The sequence below is a fragment of the Micromonospora sp. WMMA1949 genome (genome assembly GCF_027460145.1).
Taxonomy (GTDB): Bacteria; Actinomycetota; Actinomycetes; order Mycobacteriales; family Micromonosporaceae; genus Micromonospora.
On sequence record NZ_JAPZBG010000001.1, the window covers coordinates 3,179,134 to 3,199,159 of the forward strand.

The window sequence follows — 20,026 nt, forward strand, 5'->3', positions numbered from 1 at the left end:
GAACTGCGTTTACCGGGCATTCGAGGCGCCACAAGTCCAAGATCGACGGGGGGCGGGGCGGGGCGGAGCGGGGAGGGGTGGCGGGCTGGGGGCTTGGGTCAGCGGGGAGCTACGGCGGGCCAGGGGAGCGTGAGGTAGCCGTGGCGCCACGTGCGCGGGGTGTCCTGGATCGGCCAGCCTGACTCCTTCACCGCGTCGACGGTGCGCAGCCAGCGCTGACGAGGGCCGAACGGGGCGTACCCGGCGGCCGAGCGCCAGCCGTGCTCCAGCGCCTCGATCAGGTCGTGGACGCGTTCACCCGGCACGTTGCGGTGGATCAGGGCCTTCGGCAGCCGCTCGGCGAGCGTGGCCGGGCTCTCCAGCGTGGAGAGCTTCGCCGCCAGGGTGAGGGTGCGCGGGCCGGTGGCGTCGAGCAGCACCCAGGAGCCGAGCCGTCCAAGCTCGTCGCAGGTGCCCTCGACCAGCAGCCCGCCCGGCGCGAGCCGCCCGGTGACGGTACGCCAGGCGTCGGCCACCTCGCTCTCGTCGTACTGGCGGAGCACGTTGAACGCCCGTACCAGCGCGGGGCGCAGCCCGGCCAGTTCGAAGCCGCCCCGGGCGAACGTCAGCCCGGGCGGGTCGGCGGCGGGCTGGGCGGCGGCCACGCGTACCGGATCGATCTCCAGGCCGACCACGCGCACGTCGGCGCGGACCCCGGACGCCAGCCGGGCGCGCAGCTCGACCGGGGTGACCGGGGTGGCGCCGTAGCCGAGGTCCACCACCAGCGGATCGGCGGCGGCGCGCAGCGCGTCGCCGCAGGTCTCGACGATCCAGTTGTCCACCCGCCGGAGCCGGTTGGGGTTGGTGGTCCCCCGGGTGGCCACGCCGAGCGGACGCTCCATTAGGACGTCCGGTGCACCTTGTGTTGCGCGGCCTGGGCCAGCGGGCGCACCACGAGCTGGTCGATGTTGACGTGGTGCGGGCGGGTCGCGCACCAGGCGACGCAGTCGGCGACGTCGTCGGCCACCAGTGGTTCGGCGACTCCGGCGTAGACCGCCTCGGCCCGGTCGGCGTCACCGCCGAAGCGGACCAGACCGAACTCCTCGGTCTTCACCATGCCGGGGTCGATCTCGATCACCCGGACGGGCCGGCCGCACAGTTCGAGCCGGAGCGTGCCGGCGATGGCGGTCTGCGCGTGCTTGGCGGCCGTGTAGCCGCCGCCACCCTCGTAGACCACGTGCCCGGCGGTGGAGCTGACGATGATGACGGTGCCGGCGCCGGAGCGCTCCAGCGCCGGGAGCAGCGCCTTGGTGACGCGCAGCGTGCCGAGCACGTTGACGTCGTACATCCATTGCCAGTCGCCCACGTCGGCGGTCTCGACCGGGTCCAGGCCGCGGGCGCCGCCGGCGTTGTTCACCAGCAGCGTGACCGGTCCGGGGGCGGCCTCGGCGGCGGCAGCCAGGCCGGCCACCGAATCGTCCGAGGTCACGTCGCAGGCCACCGCTGTCGCCGCGCCGCCGTCCGCCTCGATCTGGGCGACCAGCGCGGCCAGCCGGTCGGTACGCCGGGCGGCGGCCAGCACGTGGAATCCCTCGGCGGCGAGCCGGCGGGCGGTGGCCGCGCCGATCCCGCTGGACGCCCCGGTGACGATGGCGACTGCAGTCATCCGGCCATTGTCTCCCGTCGCCGGGCCGGTCGGCGGGATGAGGTCCGTCACGCCCGGGACCCGGCGGAAAGCATTTCCGTACCCCGATGGGGAAGATGACATCCGGCACACGGGTTGACCGAGAAGCGCCGGTCGTGCGGGACGGCATCAACCGTGACAGAGGGAGCGGACGTGGCGGAATTGCACACCGGTGTCGGTCGTCAGCGAGGTGCCCTTCCGTGGCCGCGGCCGCGACGTATCGCCACCCTGTCGGTGCACACGTCGCCGCTGCACCAGCCCGGTACGGGCGACGCCGGTGGCATGAACGTCTACATCCTGGAGGTCGCCCGGCGGCTGGCCGAGGCCGACGTCGAGGTGGAGATCTTCACCCGGGCCACCGCCGGTGACCTGCCCCCGGTGGTCGAGGTGGCGCCCGGCGTGTCCGTCCGGCACGTCACCGCCGGGCCGCTGGAGGGGCTGACCAAGGAGGAACTCCCGGGTCAGCTCTGCGCCTTCACGGCCGGGGTGCTGCGGGCCGAGGCCGCCCGCCCGCCGGGGCACTACGACCTGATCCATTCGCACTACTGGCTCTCCGGCCAGGTCGGCTGGCTGGCCAAGGAACGCTGGGGCGTGCCGCTGGTGCACACCGCGCACACCCTCGCGAAGGTGAAGAACGCCCGCCTCGCCGCCGGGGACCGCCCCGAGCCGAAGGCGCGCGTGATCGGCGAGGAGCAGGTGGTCACCGAGGCGGACCGGCTGGTCGCCAACACGCGGGTCGAGGCCCGCGACCTGCTCGACCGGTACGCGGCCGAGCCGGACCGGGTGGCGGTCGTGGAGCCCGGTGTCGACCTGGACCGGTTCCGTCCCGCCGCGGGCGACCGGGACGCCGCGACCCGGGCCGCGCGCCGCCGCCTCGGCCTGCCGGTCGACGGGTACGTGGTCGCGTTCGTCGGCCGGATCCAGCCGCTCAAGGCGCCGGACGTGCTGGTCCGGGCCGTCGCCGCGCTCCGCGAGCGCGATCCGGCGCTGGCCGACGAGCTGACCGTGGTGATCTGCGGCGGTCCGAGCGGCAGCGGCCTGGACCGGCCCACCGCCCTGATCGAGTTGGCGCACGCGCTCGGCGTGGCCGACCGGGTGCGGTTCCTCCCGCCGCAGACCGGCGCGGACCTGCCCGCCCTCTACCGCGCCGCCGACCTGGTCGCGGTGCCCTCGCACAACGAGTCGTTCGGGCTGGTCGCGCTGGAGGCCCAGGCGTGCGGCACGCCGGTGCTGGCCGCCGCCGTGGGCGGCCTGGTCACGGCGGTACGCGACGGCGTCAGCGGCATGCTCATCGACGGGCACGACCCGGTCGACTGGGCGCGGGCGTTGGCCCGGCTGCTGCCCGACCGGTTACGCCGTGCCGCGCTGGGCCGGGGCGCCGAGCGGCACGCCCGGGATTTCTCCTGGCACCGCACCGCCTCGGGCCTGCTCGCGGTCTACGGGGAGGCGATCACCGAGCACCGGGCCCGGCTGGCGCGGCGGCTCGGCGAACCGGCCGCCCTGTGCTCCTGGTGATCTCCACCGGCCACCGGGCGGCCCCGGTACACCGGTCGTAGAGTGGGTGCGATGAGCCGCAGGAGTGAGGTCGCCGCGCTGATCGAGTCCGTCTGCGCGGAGCGCGAGCTGGAGTGGGATTCCACCGGCGAGGCGTCGTACGCGGTGACGCTGCCCGGCACGCACAAGCTCAAGACGATCTGCAACCTGATCGTGGGTGAGCACGCGCTGCGGGTCGAGGCGTTCGTGATGCGCCAGCCCGACGAGCGCCGCGAGGAACTGTGGGCCTGGCTGCTCCAGCGCAACGCCCGCATGTACGGCGTCTCGTTCTCCATCGACGCGGTCGGCGACGTCTACCTGACCGGGCGGGTAAACCTGGCCGGCGTCGACGCCGACGAGCTGGACCGGCTGCTCGGTTCCGTGCTGACGTACGCCGACGAGTCGTTCGACAGCATGCTGGAGATCGGCTTCGGCACCGCCATCCGCCGCGAGTGGGAGTGGCGGGTCAAGCGTGGCGAGTCGACGGCGAACCTGGCCGCGTTCGCGCACCTTTTCGAGCCCTCCGCCACTGCCGGATCGTCCGCCGGAGGTTCAGAGCCCTCCTGACGGGTATGCCGCCCCGCGCGGTGCGGAGCACTGGGACCCACCGCGGGCCGAGGACGGACTGTCGAGGAGCGTGTCCCATGGCTCAGCGCAACAGCTCAGGTCGCGGCACGACTGCGACCCGGACCAAGCGGCAAACCGGCAACCAGACGCCGAACACCCCGAGGGTGTCGGAGTCCGAGATCTCCCGGATGAAGGTCGACGACCTCCGCAGCCAGCTCAAGCGGCGCGGGGTCGCCGGGATCTCCGCGCTACGGAAGCCGGAACTGGTGAAGACCCTGGCGCGGACCATGCGCGGGGAGGGCGGCGCCGCCCGGCGGAGCGCCGGCCCGGCCGGCCGGCCGTCGGCGACCCGCAAGAGCACCGCCGCGAAGAAGACCACGGCGGCGAAGCGGACCACGTCGGCCCGCCGGAGTGCCACGTCGCCGGCAAAGGCCGCGCCGGCCGCACGCGCCACCGGTGCCAGGGCCAAGGCCACGGGTACGCGCAAGGCGGCGCCCGCCCGGGCGAAGGCGACCTCGTCGCGGGCGACGACGGCGCGTGCCAAGGCAGCTCCGTCCCGCGCGAAGGCGGCCCCGGCTCGGGCCACTGCCGCGTCCTCCCGTGCGAAGGCCGCGCCCGCTCGGGCGAAGGCGACGCCGTCGAGGGCGAAGGCGGCTCCGTTGAGGGCGAAGGCCGCTCCGTCGCGTGCCAAGGCCGCTCCTTCGCGTGCCAAGGCTGCTCCGTCGCGGGCCAAGGCGGCGCCGGCGCGGAAGGCGTCGTCCGCCCGGGCGCAGGCGGCGCCGACCCGAGGCCCGGCGTCCAGCCGGTCGATCGGGTCGTCGCAGCTCATCACGTCGCTCGCGGACCGGCCGGAGCGTCCGGGCCGGAGCCTGGTCACCCGTAACCACGAGGTGATCCAGCGCTGGGCGCGGGCGCGGGGTGCGAAACCCGCCACCATCGCCGGCACGGAGCGCGAGGGCCGGGCCGGGGTGCTGACGTTCAACATCCCCGGGTACCGGGAGAGCAGCCGGATCCGGGAGATCACCTGGGACGACTGGTTCCGCACGTTCGACCTGCGGCGGCTGAACCTGATCTACCAGGAGCAGATGCGGGACGGCCGGCAGAGCAACTTCTTCCGGACCGAGAACCCGAATCGCGAGGACGGCTGAGGTTTACGGGAATGGCGGCCGGGAACGCCGTGTTTGCCACTCCAGGGACGACAACAGGGACAGCCGGGTTTCCGACACGGGCGCTGTGACGGGCAAGACAGCGTTCTGGGTTGAATCCGGAATCCGGGCGAACTAACTTTATTGCACCGCGTCACGCTTGTTTACGTTCGGGGGAGCGGCGGATCGATCAGATCCGCGCAGGCGAGACGCGAAGATCGGGTGGAGCACGCCGTTGGGGGACGGTGCCACCCGTGGAACCGGCGGCGCGAGCGGGCGACGCTTACGGGGGTGAGTGTCGCCCGCCGCCGCCGGGCGTACGGTACGAGCGCCCATCTCGACGGGGGTCGGGGTGGGCGCTCTGCCGTTGCCTCTCCTCTGCCGTTGTCGCCGCCCCTCAGCGGACGGACGTGACCGGTTCCGCCGCCGCACGCAGCGCGGCCACCCGCCGTTCCCGGCGCGGCCCGGCCAGCAGGTGCCCGGCGGCGGCCAGCAGCCCGAGCGCGCCCACCACCAGCCAGTGCCGCTCGCCCAGGTGTTCCAGGCTGAGCCCACCGAGCGCCGGCGCCACGAACGACGCGGCCGGGAACGTCAGGTAGAACACCGACTGGTAACGGGCGCGCAGTTCGGGCGGCGCGAGGTCCGCGTTGATCTGCGCGTTCGGCGGCGCGGCGAGCATCTGCCCGACCGTCCAGACCACCGCCGCGCCGAGGTAGAGCGGCAGCCCGTCGGCCACCGTCAGCGCGCCGAACCCGAGCGCCATCAGGCCGGTGGAGACGGCCAGCACGCTCGACTTGCGGTACGGCTCGATGAGCCGGGGCACGAACAGCTGCCCGGCCACGATGAGCGCCCCGCCGAGCGCGACCACCAGCCCGTACGCCGACGGGCGCAGACCGTCCTCGCGCATCGCCAGCGGCATGATCGTCGAGGTCTGCATGGTCAGCACGGCCAGCAGGAACGTGAGCCCGACGAACACCAGGAACGTGCGGTCGGTCAGCGCGGTGTGCAGCCCGGGACGGCGTCCCACCACCGCCCGTGGCGTGAGCGCCGGCCGCCGGGTGAGTGTCTCCGGCACCTTCAGCGCGATCACCACCGCCGCCGCCAGCGTGGCTCCGGCGTCGACCAGGAACAGCGCCGTGAAGCTCGCCTCGGCGAGCAGACCGGCCAGCAGCGAGGCCACCGCCATGCCCAGGTTGAACGCCCAGAACTGGAGGTTGAACGCGCGGGAGCGGCGCGCCTCGGGCACCACGTCCACGATGGCGGCCACGAACGCCGGGCTGGGCATCGAGTGCACCACCCCGACCAGCGTGGCCAGCGCGGCGATCACCGCCAGGTGCGTGGTGAACGCCAGCGCCGCCATCAGTGCGGCGGCGGCCAGGTGGGCGGCGAGCAGCGTGGCCCGGCGTCCCCAGCGGTCGGCGAGGACGCCGCCGAGCAGCGTGCCGGCCGCGCCGCCGATCCCGTACGCGCCGACCACCAGCCCGGCCAGCGACGGCGGGGCACCCCGCGCGGCGGTCAGGTACAGCGACAGGAACAGCAGCGCGAACGCGCCTGCCCGGTTGATCAGCAGGCCGGACCAGAGGTACCAGAACGTGGCCGGCAGTCCGCCGGCCGTGTCGTCCCACCAGCGCCGCAGGCCGCGCACCCGTCCTCCAGAAAGGTTTCCTTACCGATTCCGTCCCGTACGGTATCCACAGGCCTCGGGGCGGTCGCGTCGGGGCGTACTCAGGAACCGGCCCGGACCGGCGCGGCGGGTGCGGTCGCCGCGGCCTCGCCCGCCTCGGGCGCCGGGGTGGGGGTGGCGGTGACCGGCGTGACCGGGGTGCCCACGGTGCGCAGCGCGACCGCGCGGCGCTCGCGGGCCGGGCCCGAGATCAGGTGGGCGACCGCCGCCACGACGCCGATGCCCGCACAGCCGAGCCAGAGCGCGCTGTTGCCGGCGTGCTCGCGGACCAGGCCGCCGAGGATCGGCGCGGCGGCGCCCGCGAGCTGCCAGGACAGCGAGAAGACGCCCTGGTAGCGGCCGCGCAGCGCGGCCGGGGACAGCTCCGCGATCAGGGTGGCGTTGGACGGGGAGTTCAGCATCTCGCCGAGGGTCCAGATCAGCACGGTCAGGCCGTAGAGCCAGACCGTGTCGGCGAGCGCGGTGAGCCCGAAGCCGGCGCCCATCACCAGCGACGCGAGCGCCAGCACGTGCGAGCGGCTGCGGCCCTTGATGAGCCGGGGTACGAACAACTGGCCGACCACGATGAGCACGCCGTTGAGCGCGATCACCGACCCGTACGTGGCCGGGCTGAGCCCGGAGTCGCCCATGGCGATCGGCAACATCGAGATGTGCTGGAGGAACACCAGCGCGGCGAGCAGGTTGAGCGCGACGAAGCCGAGGAACACCCGGTCGGCGAGGATGGTGCGCAGCGCTCCGGCCGGTGCCGGCATCCCCTTGACCGGGAGCACGGTGACCGGGCCGCGGGTCTCGCCCACCTTGGCGAAGATGATCAGCGCGGTCACCAGCGTGGTGGTCGCGTTCACCAGGAACAACAGCAGGTAGCTGCCCTGGGCGGCGAAGCCGGCGAGCACGGCGGCGCAGGCGAAGCCGAGGTTGATGGCCCAGTAGTTCAGCGAGAAGGCGCGCAGCCGGTCCTTGTCCGGCACCACGTCGACCATCATCGCGCCGAAGGCCGGGCGGGCCGCCTCGGCGAACGCGCCGAGCAGCAGCGCGCCCACCGCCACCGCCCAGAGCGGCCGGGCGAGGCCCAGCGCGATCATCATGCCCGCCGCGCCGACGTGGGCGGCGAGCAGCGTGGGTCGCCGTCCCCAGCGGTCGGTCAGGGTGCCGCCGATGGTGGTGCCGACCGCGCCGCCGGCGCCCCAGAGGCCGATCACCAGTCCGGCCTGGGCGGCGGAGAAGCCGCGTTCCTGGGTGAGGTAGATGGCCAGGAAGATCAGGACGAACGAGCCGAGCCGGTTGATCAGCGTGCCGGCCCAGAGGTACCAGAACGTCCGTGGCAGGCCACCCGCCGTGTCCTGGAACCAGCCTCGTACCGTCCGCATCCCGATGCCCCCGTGTGGTAATGACCGATCTGTTTAAAGCGCCTTACAACCTAGTGCCGGGCCGGAGTCGTGGTCATCAGGTTTTCCACGTGGTGGTCGTCACCACCGGTCGCCGCGTGTCCGCTTGCCCGGTACGGCAGGATGATCGGCATGACTGCGAGCGAGGGGCCCACCGTCGGGACGCTGGTCCTGCTGCGGCACGGCGAGAGCGACTGGAACGCGAAGAACCTCTTCACCGGCTGGGTCGACGTCGACCTGACCGCCAAGGGGGAGAGCGAGGCGCGGCGCGGCGGCGAGCTGCTGCGCGAGCACGACCTGCTGCCGGACGTGGTGCACACGAGCCTGATGCGCCGGGCCATCCGCACCGCCGAGCTGGCGCTGAACGCCGCCGACCGGCACTGGATCGCGGTACGCCGGTCGTGGCGGCTCAACGAGCGCCACTACGGCGCCCTGCAGGGCAAGGACAAGAAGCAGACCCTCGACGAGTACGGCGAGGAGCAGTTCATGCTCTGGCGCCGCTCGTACGACACGCCGCCGCCGCCGATCGATGACGCCGACGAGTGGTCGCAGGTCGGCGACCCCCGGTACGCGCTGCTGCCGACCGAGCTGATGCCGCGCACCGAGTGCCTGAAGGACGTCGTCGAACGGATGCTGCCCTACTGGTACGACTCGATCGTGCCGGACATCCTGGCCGGCCGGACGGTGCTGGTGGCCGCGCACGGCAACTCGCTGCGCGCCCTGGTCAAGCACCTCGACCAGATCTCCGACGAGGCGATCGCCAAGCTGAACATCCCCACCGGCATCCCGCTGCGCTACGACCTGGACGCCGACCTGCGGCCGCAGGTGCTCGGCGGCACGTACCTCGACCCGGACGCGGCGAAGGCCGCCGCCGCCGCGGTCGCCAACCAGGGCCGCTGACACGGCGCGGGCGGGGCCTCCCCCGAGGCGGCCCCGCCCGCGGTTCTCAGGCGGACGTCGAACCGGTGATCAGGTAGACCACGTGCTCGCCCGCGTTCACCGCGTGGTCGGCGAAGCGCTCGTAGAAGCGGCCCAGCAGCGTCGCGTCGATCGCCGTCTCCACCCCGTACGGCCAGTCGTCGCCGAGGAGCACGCCGAACAGGCTCTTGTGCAGGTCGTCCATCGCGTCGTCGTCGCCGTCCAGCTCGGCGGCCACGTCGGCGTCGGGCTTGGCCAGCACCGAGCCGATCTTCTCGGCCATCCGGTCGGCGATCCCGGCCATGTCGGTGAAGACCGGCCGCAGCTCCGCCGGCACCGCCGGGGACGGGTGCCGGCGCAGCGCCGTCTTCGCCACGTGGTCGGCCAGGTCGCCCATCCGCTCCAGATCGGCTGCGACGTGCAACGCGGTGATCATCGCTCGCAGGTCGGAGGCCACCGGCGCCTGGCGGGCCAGCAGGTCACAGACCCGCTCCTCCACGTGCCGGTAGAGGTCGTCGATCTCGGCGTCCCGCGCGATCACCTTCTCGGCGGCCGTCCGGTCGGCGGTGAGCAGCGCCTTGGTGGCCTGCCGCATGGCCGCGCGTACCGCCTCGGCCATGTCCACCAGCAGCTGGCTGACAATCTGCAGGTCGGCCCGGAACTCGTCGCGCATCGTCACTTCCTGGGGTCGATGGCCGTCACCCCGACGGGGTACGGCAGGAGCAGGTGCGCGCCCCACGCTAGGCCGAACGGTCGGCACCAGGGTGAACGCGGATGAACGACGCGGGGCCCGTAGGTGAACTTTGCCGAAAGCGAGAGTGGTTCGTCCCTTTGTGCCCGATCCCTGGGTTAACAATGACCCTACGATCGCCGGGTGGAATGGGCGGTGGCCATCGTGGTGGCCGGAGCGCTGGTGACCGGGCTGGTCGCCGGGGCGCTGCTGTCCGGACGCGTGGACGAATGGCGGCGCCGCCGGGCGTCGCGGGGCGGCGGGACACCCCGTCGTGACGCAGGGAGGCCGACGATTCCGGACGAAGCGCAGGGTGGCCTATCCGGGCTCGGCCGCAAGACGATCGACTCGCTGCGCGCCGGCGTGGTGGTGCTCGACCCGGACGACGTGCCGGTGCTGGTGAACCCGGCCGCCCGGGCGATGGGTCTGCTCCGTACCGGGGCGACGCCGGGGTCGATCGCGGCGCACCCGTTGATCCGTACCCTCGCCGGGCAGGTCCGCCGCACGGGCGTGCGGCGCGAGATCGAGCTGGACCTGCCCCGGGGCCGCGACGGCGGCGGTGACAACCCGCTCGGCGTGCACCTGCGGGCGATGGGGCTGGGCTCCGGCTACATCTCGATCGAAGCAGTAGACGTCACCGAGTCGCACCGTCTCGCGCGGGTACGCCGGGACTTCGTCGCGAACGTCAGCCACGAGCTGAAGACGCCGATCGGCGCGCTGCAACTGCTCGCCGAGGCGCTCGTCGACGCCACCGAACCGGCCGTCGGCGGCGCGCCCGACCTGTCCGAGGACCTGGTCGCCGCGCGGCGGTTCGCCGAGCGGATCCAGCACGAGTCGACCCGCCTCGGCCGCCTCGTGCAGGAGCTGCTGGAACTGACCCGCCTCCAGGGCGCCGAACCGCAGCCCGCCCCCGAGCCGGTCTCGGTGGACTGGGTGCTCGCCGAGGTCGTCGACCGCACCCGCACCGCGGCCACCGCGCGCCGGGTGGAGATCGCCGTCGGCGGGCAGCGGGGCCTGACCGTGTACGGCAGCGACAGCCAACTCGCCACCGCTGTGGCGAACCTGGTGGAGAACGCGATCACCTACTCCGGCGAGGACACCACGGTCCGGGTGACGGTCACCGGCACCGGGGAGCACGTCGAGATCGCCGTGGCCGACCAGGGCATCGGCATCGCCCCGAACGAGGTCGATCGGATCTTCGAACGCTTCTACCGCGCCGACCAGGCCCGCTCCCGGGCGACGGGCGGCACCGGCCTGGGCCTGGCCATCGTCAAGCACATCGCCAGCAACCATGGCGGCCGGGTGGAGGTGTCGAGCACCCTTGGTGGGGGGTCGACGTTCACCCTCCGGTTGCCCGCACGCCCCCCGGACGACCTGGAGACGACACTCGCCTCCGCTGGGATCGAGACCGGCCCGGCCGAGCTCCGGCAGGTCTGACCACAGGAAAGGAAACACCCGTTGAGCCGCGTACTGGTGGTCGAGGACGAGGAGTCGTTCTCCGACGCCCTGTCCTACATGCTCCGCAAGGAGGGGTTCGAGGTCTCCGTCGCAGCGACGGGCACCGCCGCCCTCACCGAGTTCGACCGGACCGGCGCCGACATCGTGCTGCTCGACCTGATGCTGCCGGAGATGTCCGGCACCGAGGTCTGCCGGCAGCTCCGGCAGCGCTCGCACGTGCCGATCATCATGGTCACCGCGCGGGACAGCGAGATCGACAAGGTGGTCGGCCTGGAGATCGGCGCCGACGACTACGTGACCAAGCCGTACTCGCCGCGTGAACTGGTCGCCCGCATCCGGGCGGTGCTGCGCCGGCAGAGCGCCGAGTCGAACGAGACGGGCGCGCCGACGCTCGCCGCCGGCCCGGTCCGGATGGACATCGAACGGCACGTGGTGACAGTCGGCGGTGCCGGGGTGCAGCTTCCGCTCAAGGAGTTCGAGCTGCTGGAGCTGCTGCTGCGCAACGCCGGGCGGGTGCTCACCCGGGGCCAGTTGATCGACCGGGTGTGGGGCGCCGACTACGTGGGCGACACCAAGACGCTGGACGTGCACGTGAAGCGGCTGCGCTCCAAGATCGAGCCGGAGCCGTCCGCGCCGCGCTACATCGTCACGGTCCGCGGCCTGGGCTACAAGTTCGAGCCCTGATCCGCCCGGGCTGCCCCGCGTTGAGCCCTTTGCGGCGATCTTGGAGTTGTGGCGCCCGGCATGCCCGCTTCGCATCATCCGCGAGGTGCCACAACTCCAAGATCCCCGACCCCGGGGTCTCTCGCGCGGGGAGTTCTCGGTCCTCGACCCGCCGAGACTCCTTCGCGCACGCGACGCTTCTATAGGTGGGCCGGTTCCGGGAGGGGTTGGTATCGGTAGGGTTCGACGTCGGTGATCGACGAGTGACTCATGCAAGATCTGGCCACCGCAGAAGGGTGTGCCGTGAAGCGCGACCTGTCCTCGTGGGTTGCCGGCGTCGGCCCGGCCCACCTTGCTGGCCTGATCAGAAGCCTGTCCGCGATTGGTGTCGCGTGACTCATCACAGATGTGCCGCCGGGTGATCGTCTCCCGGGCCGACGCCGTCCGAACGTCGTCCCGTGCAAGGGAGAACCGTCCGTGCCTTCCATCCTGGCAGATCGTCTGGCCGGCCGTGTTGACGCGGTCATCGGTGTGGATACCCATACCGATACGCACACCGCCGCGGTGACCACCCCGGTCGGGACAGTGCTGGCCGAGATCACCGTGCCGGCCACCGCCGACGGCGCCGCTGTTCTGCTGGCCTGGGCCGGGCGGCAGACGACCGGGCTGGGAACGGGCCGGCGGGCCTGGGCCCTGGACGGCGCCCGGTGTCACGGGGTCGGCCTGCTGCGTGTCCTGCGCGCCGCGGGTGAGGACGTCCTGGAAGCACCCAAACCCGCTGCCGGACGCCGTCGGCGAGGCGGCAAGTCCGACGCGTTGGACGCCGTGCACGCCGCTCGCGCGGTGCTGGCCGCCGACCACGTCGCCACGCCCCGCGCCGACGGCGACCGGGAAGCCCTGCGCCTGCTGCACGTCTGCCGCCGCCACTACAGCGACACCCGCACCGCCACCATCAACCTGTTCAAATCGCTGATCCTCACCGCCGACGACGATCTACGCACACAGATGCGCGGACTGAACACCCTGCGGCAGGTCCAACACGCCACCACCCTCACCACCGGCACCGGCAGCGGCAGCGGACTTGACCGACTGCGCCGCACTCAACTGGCAGCCCTGGCCGAGCAGATCCTGACCCTCGAGAAGCTCCTGAAAGCCAACCTCGCCGAGATCCGCACCCTGGTCGACAAGCTCTGCCCCACCCTGCTCGACCAACCCGGGATCGGCCCCGTCACCGCCGCGATCGCACTGACCGCCTGGTCACACCCCGGCCGGTTCCGCAACGAAGCCGCCTTCGCCTCACTCGCCGGCGCCAGCCCCGTCCCCGCCAACTCCGGACGCACCATCCGCCACCGCCTCAACCGAGGCGGCGACCGCACCCTCAACGCCGCCCTACACACCATCGCGAAAACCCGCCAACGATGCCACCAACCCACCAAGGACTACGTCGAACGCCGCACCACCGAAGGCCGCACCCCAGCCGAAATCACCCGCAGCCTCAAACGCTACATAGCCCGCCAAATCTGGCGCACCCTCGAAACCAACGCTTGACAAACACCTTCACAGATCTTGCACTTTGGTGCCCCGCAAACCGCGCTAATGGGACGCACCGAGGGCGCAAGCTGCAAGATCGCGTGGCCCGTCGACGGCCGCTGCGCTCCCCGTCCAGCTCGCGCCCGGCCCGGCCGCGTCGATCATGAACTTGGCGGTGCTTGGTGTCCGTTTTGTCGCCGCCAACCTCATGATCAACCCTGTGGAGGGCGCCCAGGGAGGGCTTCTCCGGGTGATCAAGGAGTTTGTGGGCTCAAGGGGGCCGGATGGTGACGCTAACTCCTTGATCACGGGGTGCAGGGCGAGGTGCTCGGCTGGGCTCGGTGGGGGTTGGCGGGTGTGGGGCGGGGTGTCCGGGTTGGGGGTGGTGGGCGGCACTGTGGTGGCGGAATCGTGGGCGGGTGCCGCGCCCAGTCGCGCATCGACCTGAACGACGAGCAGACCGCCAACGTCAAGGCGATCATCGCCGCGACGAAGAAGGCCGGCATGGACGAGCGTGCCGCGGTCGTGTCCATCGCCACCGCGTTGCAGGAGTCGAAGCTGGAGAACCTCGGCCACCTGGGTGACCGTAACGACCACGACTCGCAGGGCCTGTTCCAGCAGCGCCCCTCCTCCGGTTGGGGCACGGTGGAGCAGATCACCGACCCCGAGTACTCCACCACCGCGTTCCTCAAGGGCCTGAAGCAGGTCGACGGCTGGCAGGACATGCCGCTGACCAAGGCCGCCCAGACCGTGCAGGTGTCGGCCTACCCGGACCACTACGCCCAGTGGGAACAGCAGGCCGCCGACTTCGTCGCCGAGCACTGGAACAAGTAAGACACAGCGAAAGGCCGGCACCCCGAACCAACGGGGTGCCGGCCTTCACTCGCTTGCCGGGTGCGGGGCGACCTGACCCTGGCGTTGCCGGGCGGCGCACAGTTCGGCCAGCTTCGCGTACGCGGGCGCGCCGATCAGCGCGGTCAGCTCCGGGCCGTACGAGACGTACATCGGCTCGGCGCCGACGTGCGCGTCGGTGGAGGACGTGCACCACCAGTCGAGGTCGTGCCCGCCGGCGCCCCAGCCGCGCCTGTCGAACTCGGCCAGCGTGGAGATCAGCACCTTGGTGTTGTCGGGCCGTTTGTGCCATTCCTGGTCGCGACGTACCGGCAACTGCCAGCAGACGTCCGGCTTGTACTCCAGCGGGTGCACCCCGTCGCGCAGCGCCTGGGCGTGCAGCGCACAGCCGCCCCCACCGGCGAAGTCGGCGTCGTTGAGGAACACGCAGGGGGCGTCCACGTCGCGGGTGGCGGTACGCCGGGCCGGCGTCTTGCCGTCGACCGTGTCGTTCTCGGTCCAGTTCTTGAACCCGCGCCGGAAGTGCTGCCACGTCTCCGGCGTCAGCCGCTTCACCGCTGCGCGGACCCGCTTCTCGTCGTCGGAGTCGGTGAAGAACGCGCCGTGCGAGCAGCACCCGTCGCCGGCCCGCCCGGCGATGATGCCGTGGCAGCCCTGGCCGAAGATGCATGTCCAGCGGGACAGCAGCCAGGTCAGGTCGGCTCGGACGACGTGCTTCGGGTCGGCCGGGTCGGTGAACTCGATCCACTCCCGTGGGAAGTCCAGCCCGACCTCGCGGCTGCGCGGGTCCTCGGGGTCGTCCACCAGCACGTGAAGCTCGATCTGCCCTGTCACTCGGACCAGCGTACGCGCGGTGACCCCGCCCGGCCGTCGAGCCGACGAAACGTGTTGGCCCTAGTGTCTTTCCCATGCGACTGGGTGTCCTCGACGTCGGCTCCAACACGGTGCACCTGCTGGTGGTCGACGCCCACCACGGCGCGCATCCCTGGCCGGCGCACTCGGAGAAGGTGGTGCTGCGGCTGGCCGAGCAGATCGGCCCGGACGGCGCGCTCACCGTCGGCGGCGCGGACGGCCTGGTCAAGGCGGTCGGCATGGCCCGGGCGGCGGCGGACGGGCTGGGCGCCGAGGATCTGCTGGCGTTCGCCACGAGCGCGGTCCGCGACGCCACGAACGCCGCCGACGTGCTGGCCCGTGTCCGCGACGAGACGGGCGTACGCCTGGAGGTGCTCTCCGGCGCGGACGAGGCGCGGATGACGTTCCTGGCGGTGCGGCGGTGGTTCGGCTGGTCGGCGGGCCGGTTGCTCGCGATGGACATCGGCGGCGGCTCGCTGGAGCTGGCCGCCGGCATCGACGAGCACCCGGACGTGGCGATCTCGCTGCCGCTCGGGGCAGGACGGCTGAGCCGGGAGCGGCTCGCCGTCGACCCGGCCGGCGCGGCGCCGCCGTCGGCCGAGGCCGTGGAGGAACTGCGGGCGTACGTGGACGCGCAGCTCGACCCGGTGGTCGAGCAGCTGACAGCGGTGGGCTGGGAGCGTCCGGTCGCCACCTCGAAGACGTTCCGCACGCTGGCCCGGCTGGCGGGCGCCGCGCCCTCCGGTGCGGGCCTGTGGGCGCGGCGCAGCCTGACGCGTACCGGGCTGCGGCAGGTGCTCGGGTTCATCAGGCACATCCCGCCGGCTCAGCTGCCCGAGCTGGAGGGGGTCAGCGCGCAGCGGGCACACCAGCTCCTCGCCGGCGCGGTGGTGGCGGAGGCGGTGATGCGCCGTCTCGACGTCGACTGCGTGGACATCTGCCCGTGGGCGCTGCGGGAGGGCGTCATCCTGCGCCGGCTGGATCAGCTCGCGCCGATGTGACCGTACGAGCGCTCTGGGTTGCTTTGCGGTTGCTCGTCCCGATGCTCGCTGGCGCTTGGGGCTACCCTCGGAACTGTGACTTACCGCGTTCCGGTGCTCCTGTCCACGTCCTCGGTCTTTCCCGAACGGACCGCGGCGGCGTTCCAGCTCGCCGCCGAGCTGGGCTACGACGGCATCGAGGTGATGGTCTGGACCGACCCGGTCAGCCAGGACGCGGGCGCGCTGCGCGGCCTCGCCGAGCACTACGGCGTCCCGGTGCTGTCGGTGCACGCCCCCTGCCTGCTCGTCACCCAGCGGGTGTGGAGCCCCGACCCGTGGGAGCGGCTGCGCAAGGCCGCCGAGCTGGCCGAGACGCTGGAGGCGCCGACCGTCGTGGTGCACCCGCCGTTCACCTGGCAGCGTGACTACGCGCGCACCTTCGCCGACGGCCTCGACACCATCGCGGGCCAGTTCGGCGGCCTGCACTTCGGGGTGGAGAACATGTACCCGGTGCGGATGGCCGGGCGGCAGTTCGTCCCGTACGCGCCGGGCTGGGATCCGACCGAGATCGGGTACGCCTCGTACACGCTCGACCTGTCGCACTGCGCGGCGTCGCACACCGACGCGATGGCGATGGCCGACCGGATGGGTTCCGGGCTGGCGCACGTGCACCTGGGCGACGGCACCGGCGAGGGGCGCGACGAGCACCTGGTGCCGGGTCGCGGCGGGCAGCCCTGCGCGGAGATGCTCCGCTCGCTGGCCGGGCGGGGGTTCATCGGCTCGGTAGCGGTGGAGGTGACGACCCGGGGCGCGAAGAGTCGCGCGGTCCGCGAGGCGGACCTGCGGGAGTCGCTGGAGTTCGCCCGGGCGAACCTGACCGCGCCGTCCCCGGTCGACGTCTGACCGGCACGGGCCACCCCGGCTGCTCGCGCACGGATGCGGCGTCGCTTGCGGCGGCGCGGCGTCGGCCCGAGGGCCGGGGAGTGCGCCGGAGGTCAGCTCACCGGGGACAGCGGCTGCGCCGGGACGGCCTGCTCGCCGACCGCTGCCCGCTTGCGCGCCCGGTGCGCCGCCACGTGGGAGCGGGTGGCGCAGCGCTCGGAGCAGAACCGGCGGCAGCAGTTGGACGAGGTGTCCAGGTAGACGTTGCCGCAGCGGTCGTCGGCGCAGACCCCGAAGCGGGCGCTGCCGTACTCGCACAGCCACACCGACAGGCCCCAGACCGCGCCGGCCAGGTATTCCGACGAGACCGATGCGCCCCGGCTGGTCACGTGCATGTGCCAGTCCGAGGAGTCGTGCCCGGAGATGCGCGGCTGCACCGGGAACGCCTCCAGCAGCGCGTTCAACTCCGCCACCGCTTCGTTGTCCCGGCCCGAGGTGCCGTACTCGAAGACGTCCCGGAGGCGCTTCTGCGCCCGCCGGAAGATCGCCAGGTCCCGTTCCGCGACCTCGTCGCGCATCCAGCCCTGCTCGTCCGAGAAGACGGCCCGCAGGCCGTCCAGGTCGTCCAGCCGGGCGTTGACGAGCTCGACCCCGGTCCGGGCGTACGCGTCGAAGTTCACGACACCAACGGTAGACGACTCAGAGCGGACGCGGTGCGTCGATGTAGTGGGGCAGGAACCGCGCGTAACCGTCAGTGATGAGGCTCTCGCTCTCGCGCACGCCGGCGCCGGCCGACTCGCCGTCCACGATCCAGCTGCCGAGCACCGTCCGGTTGCCCTCGAACTCGGGCAACGCGCGGAACTCCTGGAAGCAGAAGCCCTCGTCGCCGTAGATCCCCGGGTTGGTGATCTCCGTGTCGCCGGTCACGATGCGTACCGAGCCGCCCTCCCGGCCAAGCAGCGGCTTGGCCACGTACTCGGTCATGCCGCGCGGCGAGTCCAGGTACGCGGGCAGCAGGTAGTCGTGCCCCGGGTACATCTCCCAGAGCACGGCCAGCAGCGCCTTGTTCGACAGCAGCAGCTTCCAGGCCGGCTCGATCCAGGTGGTGGGGGTGCCCGGGTCCAGCGCCGGGCGCCCGTACGGCTCGGCGAGCATCCACTCCCAGGGGTAGAGCTTGAAGCAGGTGGTGATCGGCCGGTCGTCGGCGTCGACGAAGCGCCGCCCGTCCCAGCCGACCCGCTGGATCGGCATGAGCGTCACGTCCAGCCCGGCCTGGCGGGCGGTCTCGGCGAGGTAGCCGGCGGTGATCTGGTCCTCGCCCGACTCCTCTTCGGAGGACCACAGCACGTGCGCCCGCGGCTCGTGCAGCCCGGCGCCGATCTTGGCCCAGGCGCCCACCAGGCGTTCGTGCAGGCTGTTCCACTGGTCCGCGTCCGGGCGGGTGTGCTCCAGCCAGTACCACTGCACGATGCTCGCCTCGACCAGCGCGGTCGGGGTGTCGGCGTTGTACTCCAGCATCTTCGGCGGCCCGCTGCCGTCGTACCAGAGGTCGAACCGGCCGTAGAGCGTCGGCGGGTTCTCCCGCAGCGAGCGGGCGACCGCCTCGGCGGCCCACTCGGGGATGCCGAACTCGGCGTACCGGCGGCGGGCCACCACGTGCTCGGCGGCGGCCACCGACATCCGGTGCAGCTCCTCCGTCGCCTCCTCCAGCCGGAGCACCTCGTCCAGCGTGAACGAGTACGCCGCGGTCTCGTCCCAGTACGACATGATCTCGCCGTCGGGCAGCTCGGTGTCGACGTACACCAGGCCCTGAGCCCGGATGATCTCGTCCCAGCCGGGGCGCGGCGTGCTCGCCTCGCGGCGCACGTCAGCCGCCGCAGGAGGCGAGGTGGGTGCCGAAGCCGCCGCGCTCGGGCAGCGCGGCGGCCGGGGCCGGCTCGCCGCGTGCGGCGGTGACCGGCGCGGGCACGTGCAGGGCCACGGCGACGACGTCGCCGCCCCCGCCGGCCGGGCCGAGCGCGCAGTCGTCATCGTCGTCGTCGTAACCGTTGTTGCAGCCGGAGAGCGCGAGGGCCAGCGCGGTCAGCGCGCCGAGCTGCACGGAGGCCGAGCGGAGCCGGCGCCGGGGGTGTCGTCGATCCACGTGAACGTTGTAGCTGATCCGCGCCAGCCGGGGGTGCCCGGCCCGGTGCCGTGGGACGGAACCGGGCGGGCCTCGGACGCACCCGGCGAGGGCCCGGTGGTGAGCGTTACGCTCGGCTCATGCTCCGTTCCGTCATCCTCGCCGCCTCCCGATCCACCCAGGTGGAGCGGCTCGTCGCGACGGCCCCGTTCACCCGGGACGTCGTCCGCCGGTTCGTCGCCGGCGCCGCCACCGACGACGCGCTGCGCGCCACCCGCGAGCTGGTCGCCGACGGCCAAGCGGTCACCCTCGACTACCTGGGCGAGGACACCACCACCCCGGAGCAGGCGAACGCCACCCGGGACGAGTACCTCAGGCTGCTGAGCCGCCTCGCCGCCGCCGGGCTCACCCCGGCCGCCGAGGTCAGCGTGAAGCTGTCCGCGCTGGGCCAGATGTTCGACGAGCAGCTCGCGTACGACAACGCGCGGGCGATCTGCGCGGCGGCCGACGCGGCGGGCACCACTGTCACGCTGGACATGGAGGACCACACCACCACCGACTCGACGCTGGACATCCTGGCGAAGCTCCGCAAGGACCACCCGTCGACCGGCGCGGTGCTCCAGGCGTACCTGCGGCGGACCGAGTCGGACTGCCGGGAGCTGGCCTCGGCCGGGTCGCGGGTGCGGCTGTGCAAGGGCGCGTACAAGGAGCCGGAGTCGGTGGCGTACCAGTCCGCCCGCGAGGTGGACAAGTCGTACGTGCGCTGCATGAACGTGCTGATGTCCGGTGACGGCTACCCGATGCTCGCCACGCACGACCCGCGGCTGATCGCGATCGGGGAGGACCGGGCGCGCTGGTTCGACCGCGACCCGGGCCGGTTCGAGTTCCAGATGCTCTACGGCATCCGCCCGGAGGAGCAGCAGCGCCTGGTCGGCGAGGGCTACACGGTGCGGACCTACGTCCCGTACGGCGACCAGTGGTACGGCTACCTGATGCGCCGGCTCGCGGAGCGCCCGGCCAACCTGGCGTTCTTCGGCCGCGCGGTGCTGTCGAAGAAGTGAG

General features: G+C 72.6%; 20 protein-coding genes. 11 read left to right on the forward strand and 9 right to left on the reverse strand.

The window, feature by feature from the left end; genetic code table 11:
* Positions 1-98 precede the first annotated feature (98 nt).
* Both O7607_RS15060 and O7607_RS15065 read right to left on the reverse strand, forming a co-directional pair.
* On the reverse strand, positions 99-881 hold the full coding sequence (locus O7607_RS15060) for a class I SAM-dependent methyltransferase (RefSeq protein WP_269703858.1): 783 nt from the start codon (positions 879-881) through the stop codon (positions 99-101).
* Positions 881-1,645 (reverse strand): SDR family oxidoreductase, encoded by a 765-nt coding sequence (locus O7607_RS15065; protein WP_269703859.1) that lies wholly within the window; start codon positions 1,643-1,645, stop codon positions 881-883. Before O7607_RS15065 ends, O7607_RS15060 begins: the two co-directional genes overlap by 1 nt.
* Before the next feature lie 171 nt (positions 1,646-1,816).
* Between O7607_RS15065 and mshA the strand changes: the two genes are divergently transcribed.
* From mshA to O7607_RS30480, 3 genes are all read left to right on the forward strand, one after another.
* Positions 1,817-3,178: a D-inositol-3-phosphate glycosyltransferase gene (mshA, locus tag O7607_RS15070; RefSeq protein ID WP_269703860.1), complete on the forward strand. Its 1,362-nt coding sequence runs from the start codon at positions 1,817-1,819 to the stop codon at positions 3,176-3,178.
* Between the two features lie 51 nt (positions 3,179-3,229).
* A complete protein-coding gene (locus O7607_RS15075) occupies positions 3,230-3,763 on the forward strand; it encodes a YbjN domain-containing protein (protein WP_269703862.1) in 534 nt (177 codons plus the stop codon).
* Between the two features lie 287 nt (positions 3,764-4,050).
* Positions 4,051-4,911, forward strand: coding sequence for a hypothetical protein (locus O7607_RS30480; protein WP_442929526.1), 861 nt, complete (start codon positions 4,051-4,053; stop codon positions 4,909-4,911).
* A 394-nt stretch (positions 4,912-5,305) separates the two neighbouring features.
* On the opposite strand, the gene O7607_RS15090 is transcribed toward O7607_RS30480, so the two are convergent.
* On the reverse strand, positions 5,306-6,553 hold the full coding sequence (locus O7607_RS15090) for an MFS transporter (protein WP_269703865.1): 1,248 nt from the start codon (positions 6,551-6,553) through the stop codon (positions 5,306-5,308).
* An 80-nt stretch (positions 6,554-6,633) separates the two neighbouring features.
* A complete protein-coding gene (locus tag O7607_RS15095; RefSeq protein WP_269703866.1) occupies positions 6,634-7,959 on the reverse strand; it encodes an MDR family MFS transporter in 1,326 nt (441 codons plus the stop codon).
* A 150-nt stretch (positions 7,960-8,109) separates the two neighbouring features.
* Here O7607_RS15095 and O7607_RS15100 point away from each other — a divergent pair, with 150 nt between their 5' ends.
* Positions 8,110-8,877 carry a phosphoglyceromutase gene (locus tag O7607_RS15100; RefSeq protein WP_269703867.1) on the forward strand — a complete coding sequence of 256 codons (768 nt, stop codon included), beginning with the start codon at positions 8,110-8,112 and terminating at the stop codon, positions 8,875-8,877.
* A 46-nt stretch (positions 8,878-8,923) separates the two neighbouring features.
* Here the strand turns inward: O7607_RS15100 and phoU are convergent, their stop codons facing one another.
* Positions 8,924-9,568, reverse strand: coding sequence for a phosphate signaling complex protein PhoU (gene phoU / locus O7607_RS15105; RefSeq protein WP_269703868.1), 645 nt, complete (start codon positions 9,566-9,568; stop codon positions 8,924-8,926).
* A gap of 201 nt (positions 9,569-9,769) precedes the next feature.
* Between phoU and O7607_RS15110 the strand changes: the two genes are divergently transcribed.
* The 4 genes from O7607_RS15110 (at position 9,770) to O7607_RS15125 (ending at position 14,110) form a co-directional block, all read left to right on the forward strand.
* Positions 9,770-11,062 carry a sensor histidine kinase gene (locus O7607_RS15110; protein ID WP_269703869.1) on the forward strand — a complete coding sequence of 431 codons (1,293 nt, stop codon included), beginning with the start codon at positions 9,770-9,772 and terminating at the stop codon, positions 11,060-11,062.
* Positions 11,063-11,083: 21 nt separating this feature from the next.
* A complete protein-coding gene (locus O7607_RS15115; protein WP_269703870.1) occupies positions 11,084-11,767 on the forward strand; it encodes a response regulator transcription factor in 684 nt (227 codons plus the stop codon).
* A 543-nt stretch (positions 11,768-12,310) separates the two neighbouring features.
* Positions 12,311-13,294, forward strand: a complete 984-nt coding sequence (locus O7607_RS15120; protein WP_269701746.1) for a transposase — start codon at positions 12,311-12,313, stop codon at positions 13,292-13,294.
* A gap of 294 nt (positions 13,295-13,588) precedes the next feature.
* Entirely contained in the window at positions 13,589-14,110 is a 522-nt protein-coding gene (locus O7607_RS15125; RefSeq protein ID WP_269703871.1) for a hypothetical protein, read from the forward strand.
* Positions 14,111-14,155: 45 nt separating this feature from the next.
* On the opposite strand, the gene O7607_RS15130 is transcribed toward O7607_RS15125, so the two are convergent.
* Entirely contained in the window at positions 14,156-14,962 is an 807-nt protein-coding gene (locus tag O7607_RS15130) for a hypothetical protein (RefSeq protein WP_269703872.1), read from the reverse strand.
* A gap of 74 nt (positions 14,963-15,036) precedes the next feature.
* Here O7607_RS15130 and O7607_RS15135 point away from each other — a divergent pair, with 74 nt between their 5' ends.
* Positions 15,037-15,981: a Ppx/GppA phosphatase family protein gene (locus O7607_RS15135; protein ID WP_269703873.1), complete on the forward strand. Its 945-nt coding sequence runs from the start codon at positions 15,037-15,039 to the stop codon at positions 15,979-15,981.
* Positions 15,982-16,056: 75 nt separating this feature from the next.
* Positions 16,057-16,863 carry a sugar phosphate isomerase/epimerase family protein gene (locus O7607_RS15140; RefSeq protein WP_269703874.1) on the forward strand — a complete coding sequence of 269 codons (807 nt, stop codon included), beginning with the start codon at positions 16,057-16,059 and terminating at the stop codon, positions 16,861-16,863.
* Between the two features lie 92 nt (positions 16,864-16,955).
* On the opposite strand, the gene O7607_RS15145 is transcribed toward O7607_RS15140, so the two are convergent.
* Genes O7607_RS15145 through O7607_RS15155 form a run of 3 tightly spaced genes read right to left on the reverse strand, consistent with a single transcriptional unit; the run spans position 16,956 to position 18,985 of the window.
* The gene (locus O7607_RS15145; RefSeq protein ID WP_018787720.1) at positions 16,956-17,522 is read right to left on the reverse strand and encodes a CGNR zinc finger domain-containing protein; all 567 of its coding nucleotides are present in this window, start codon (positions 17,520-17,522) and stop codon (positions 16,956-16,958) included.
* A gap of 19 nt (positions 17,523-17,541) precedes the next feature.
* The gene (locus O7607_RS15150; RefSeq protein WP_269703875.1) at positions 17,542-18,708 is read right to left on the reverse strand and encodes a glutathionylspermidine synthase family protein; all 1,167 of its coding nucleotides are present in this window, start codon (positions 18,706-18,708) and stop codon (positions 17,542-17,544) included.
* Position 18,709: 1 nt separating this feature from the next.
* Positions 18,710-18,985: a hypothetical protein gene (locus tag O7607_RS15155; RefSeq protein ID WP_269703876.1), complete on the reverse strand. Its 276-nt coding sequence runs from the start codon at positions 18,983-18,985 to the stop codon at positions 18,710-18,712.
* A gap of 119 nt (positions 18,986-19,104) precedes the next feature.
* Here O7607_RS15155 and O7607_RS15160 point away from each other — a divergent pair, with 119 nt between their 5' ends.
* The gene (locus tag O7607_RS15160; protein ID WP_269703877.1) at positions 19,105-20,025 is read left to right on the forward strand and encodes a proline dehydrogenase family protein; all 921 of its coding nucleotides are present in this window, start codon (positions 19,105-19,107) and stop codon (positions 20,023-20,025) included.
* The last annotated feature ends 1 nt before the right edge of the window (position 20,026 follow it).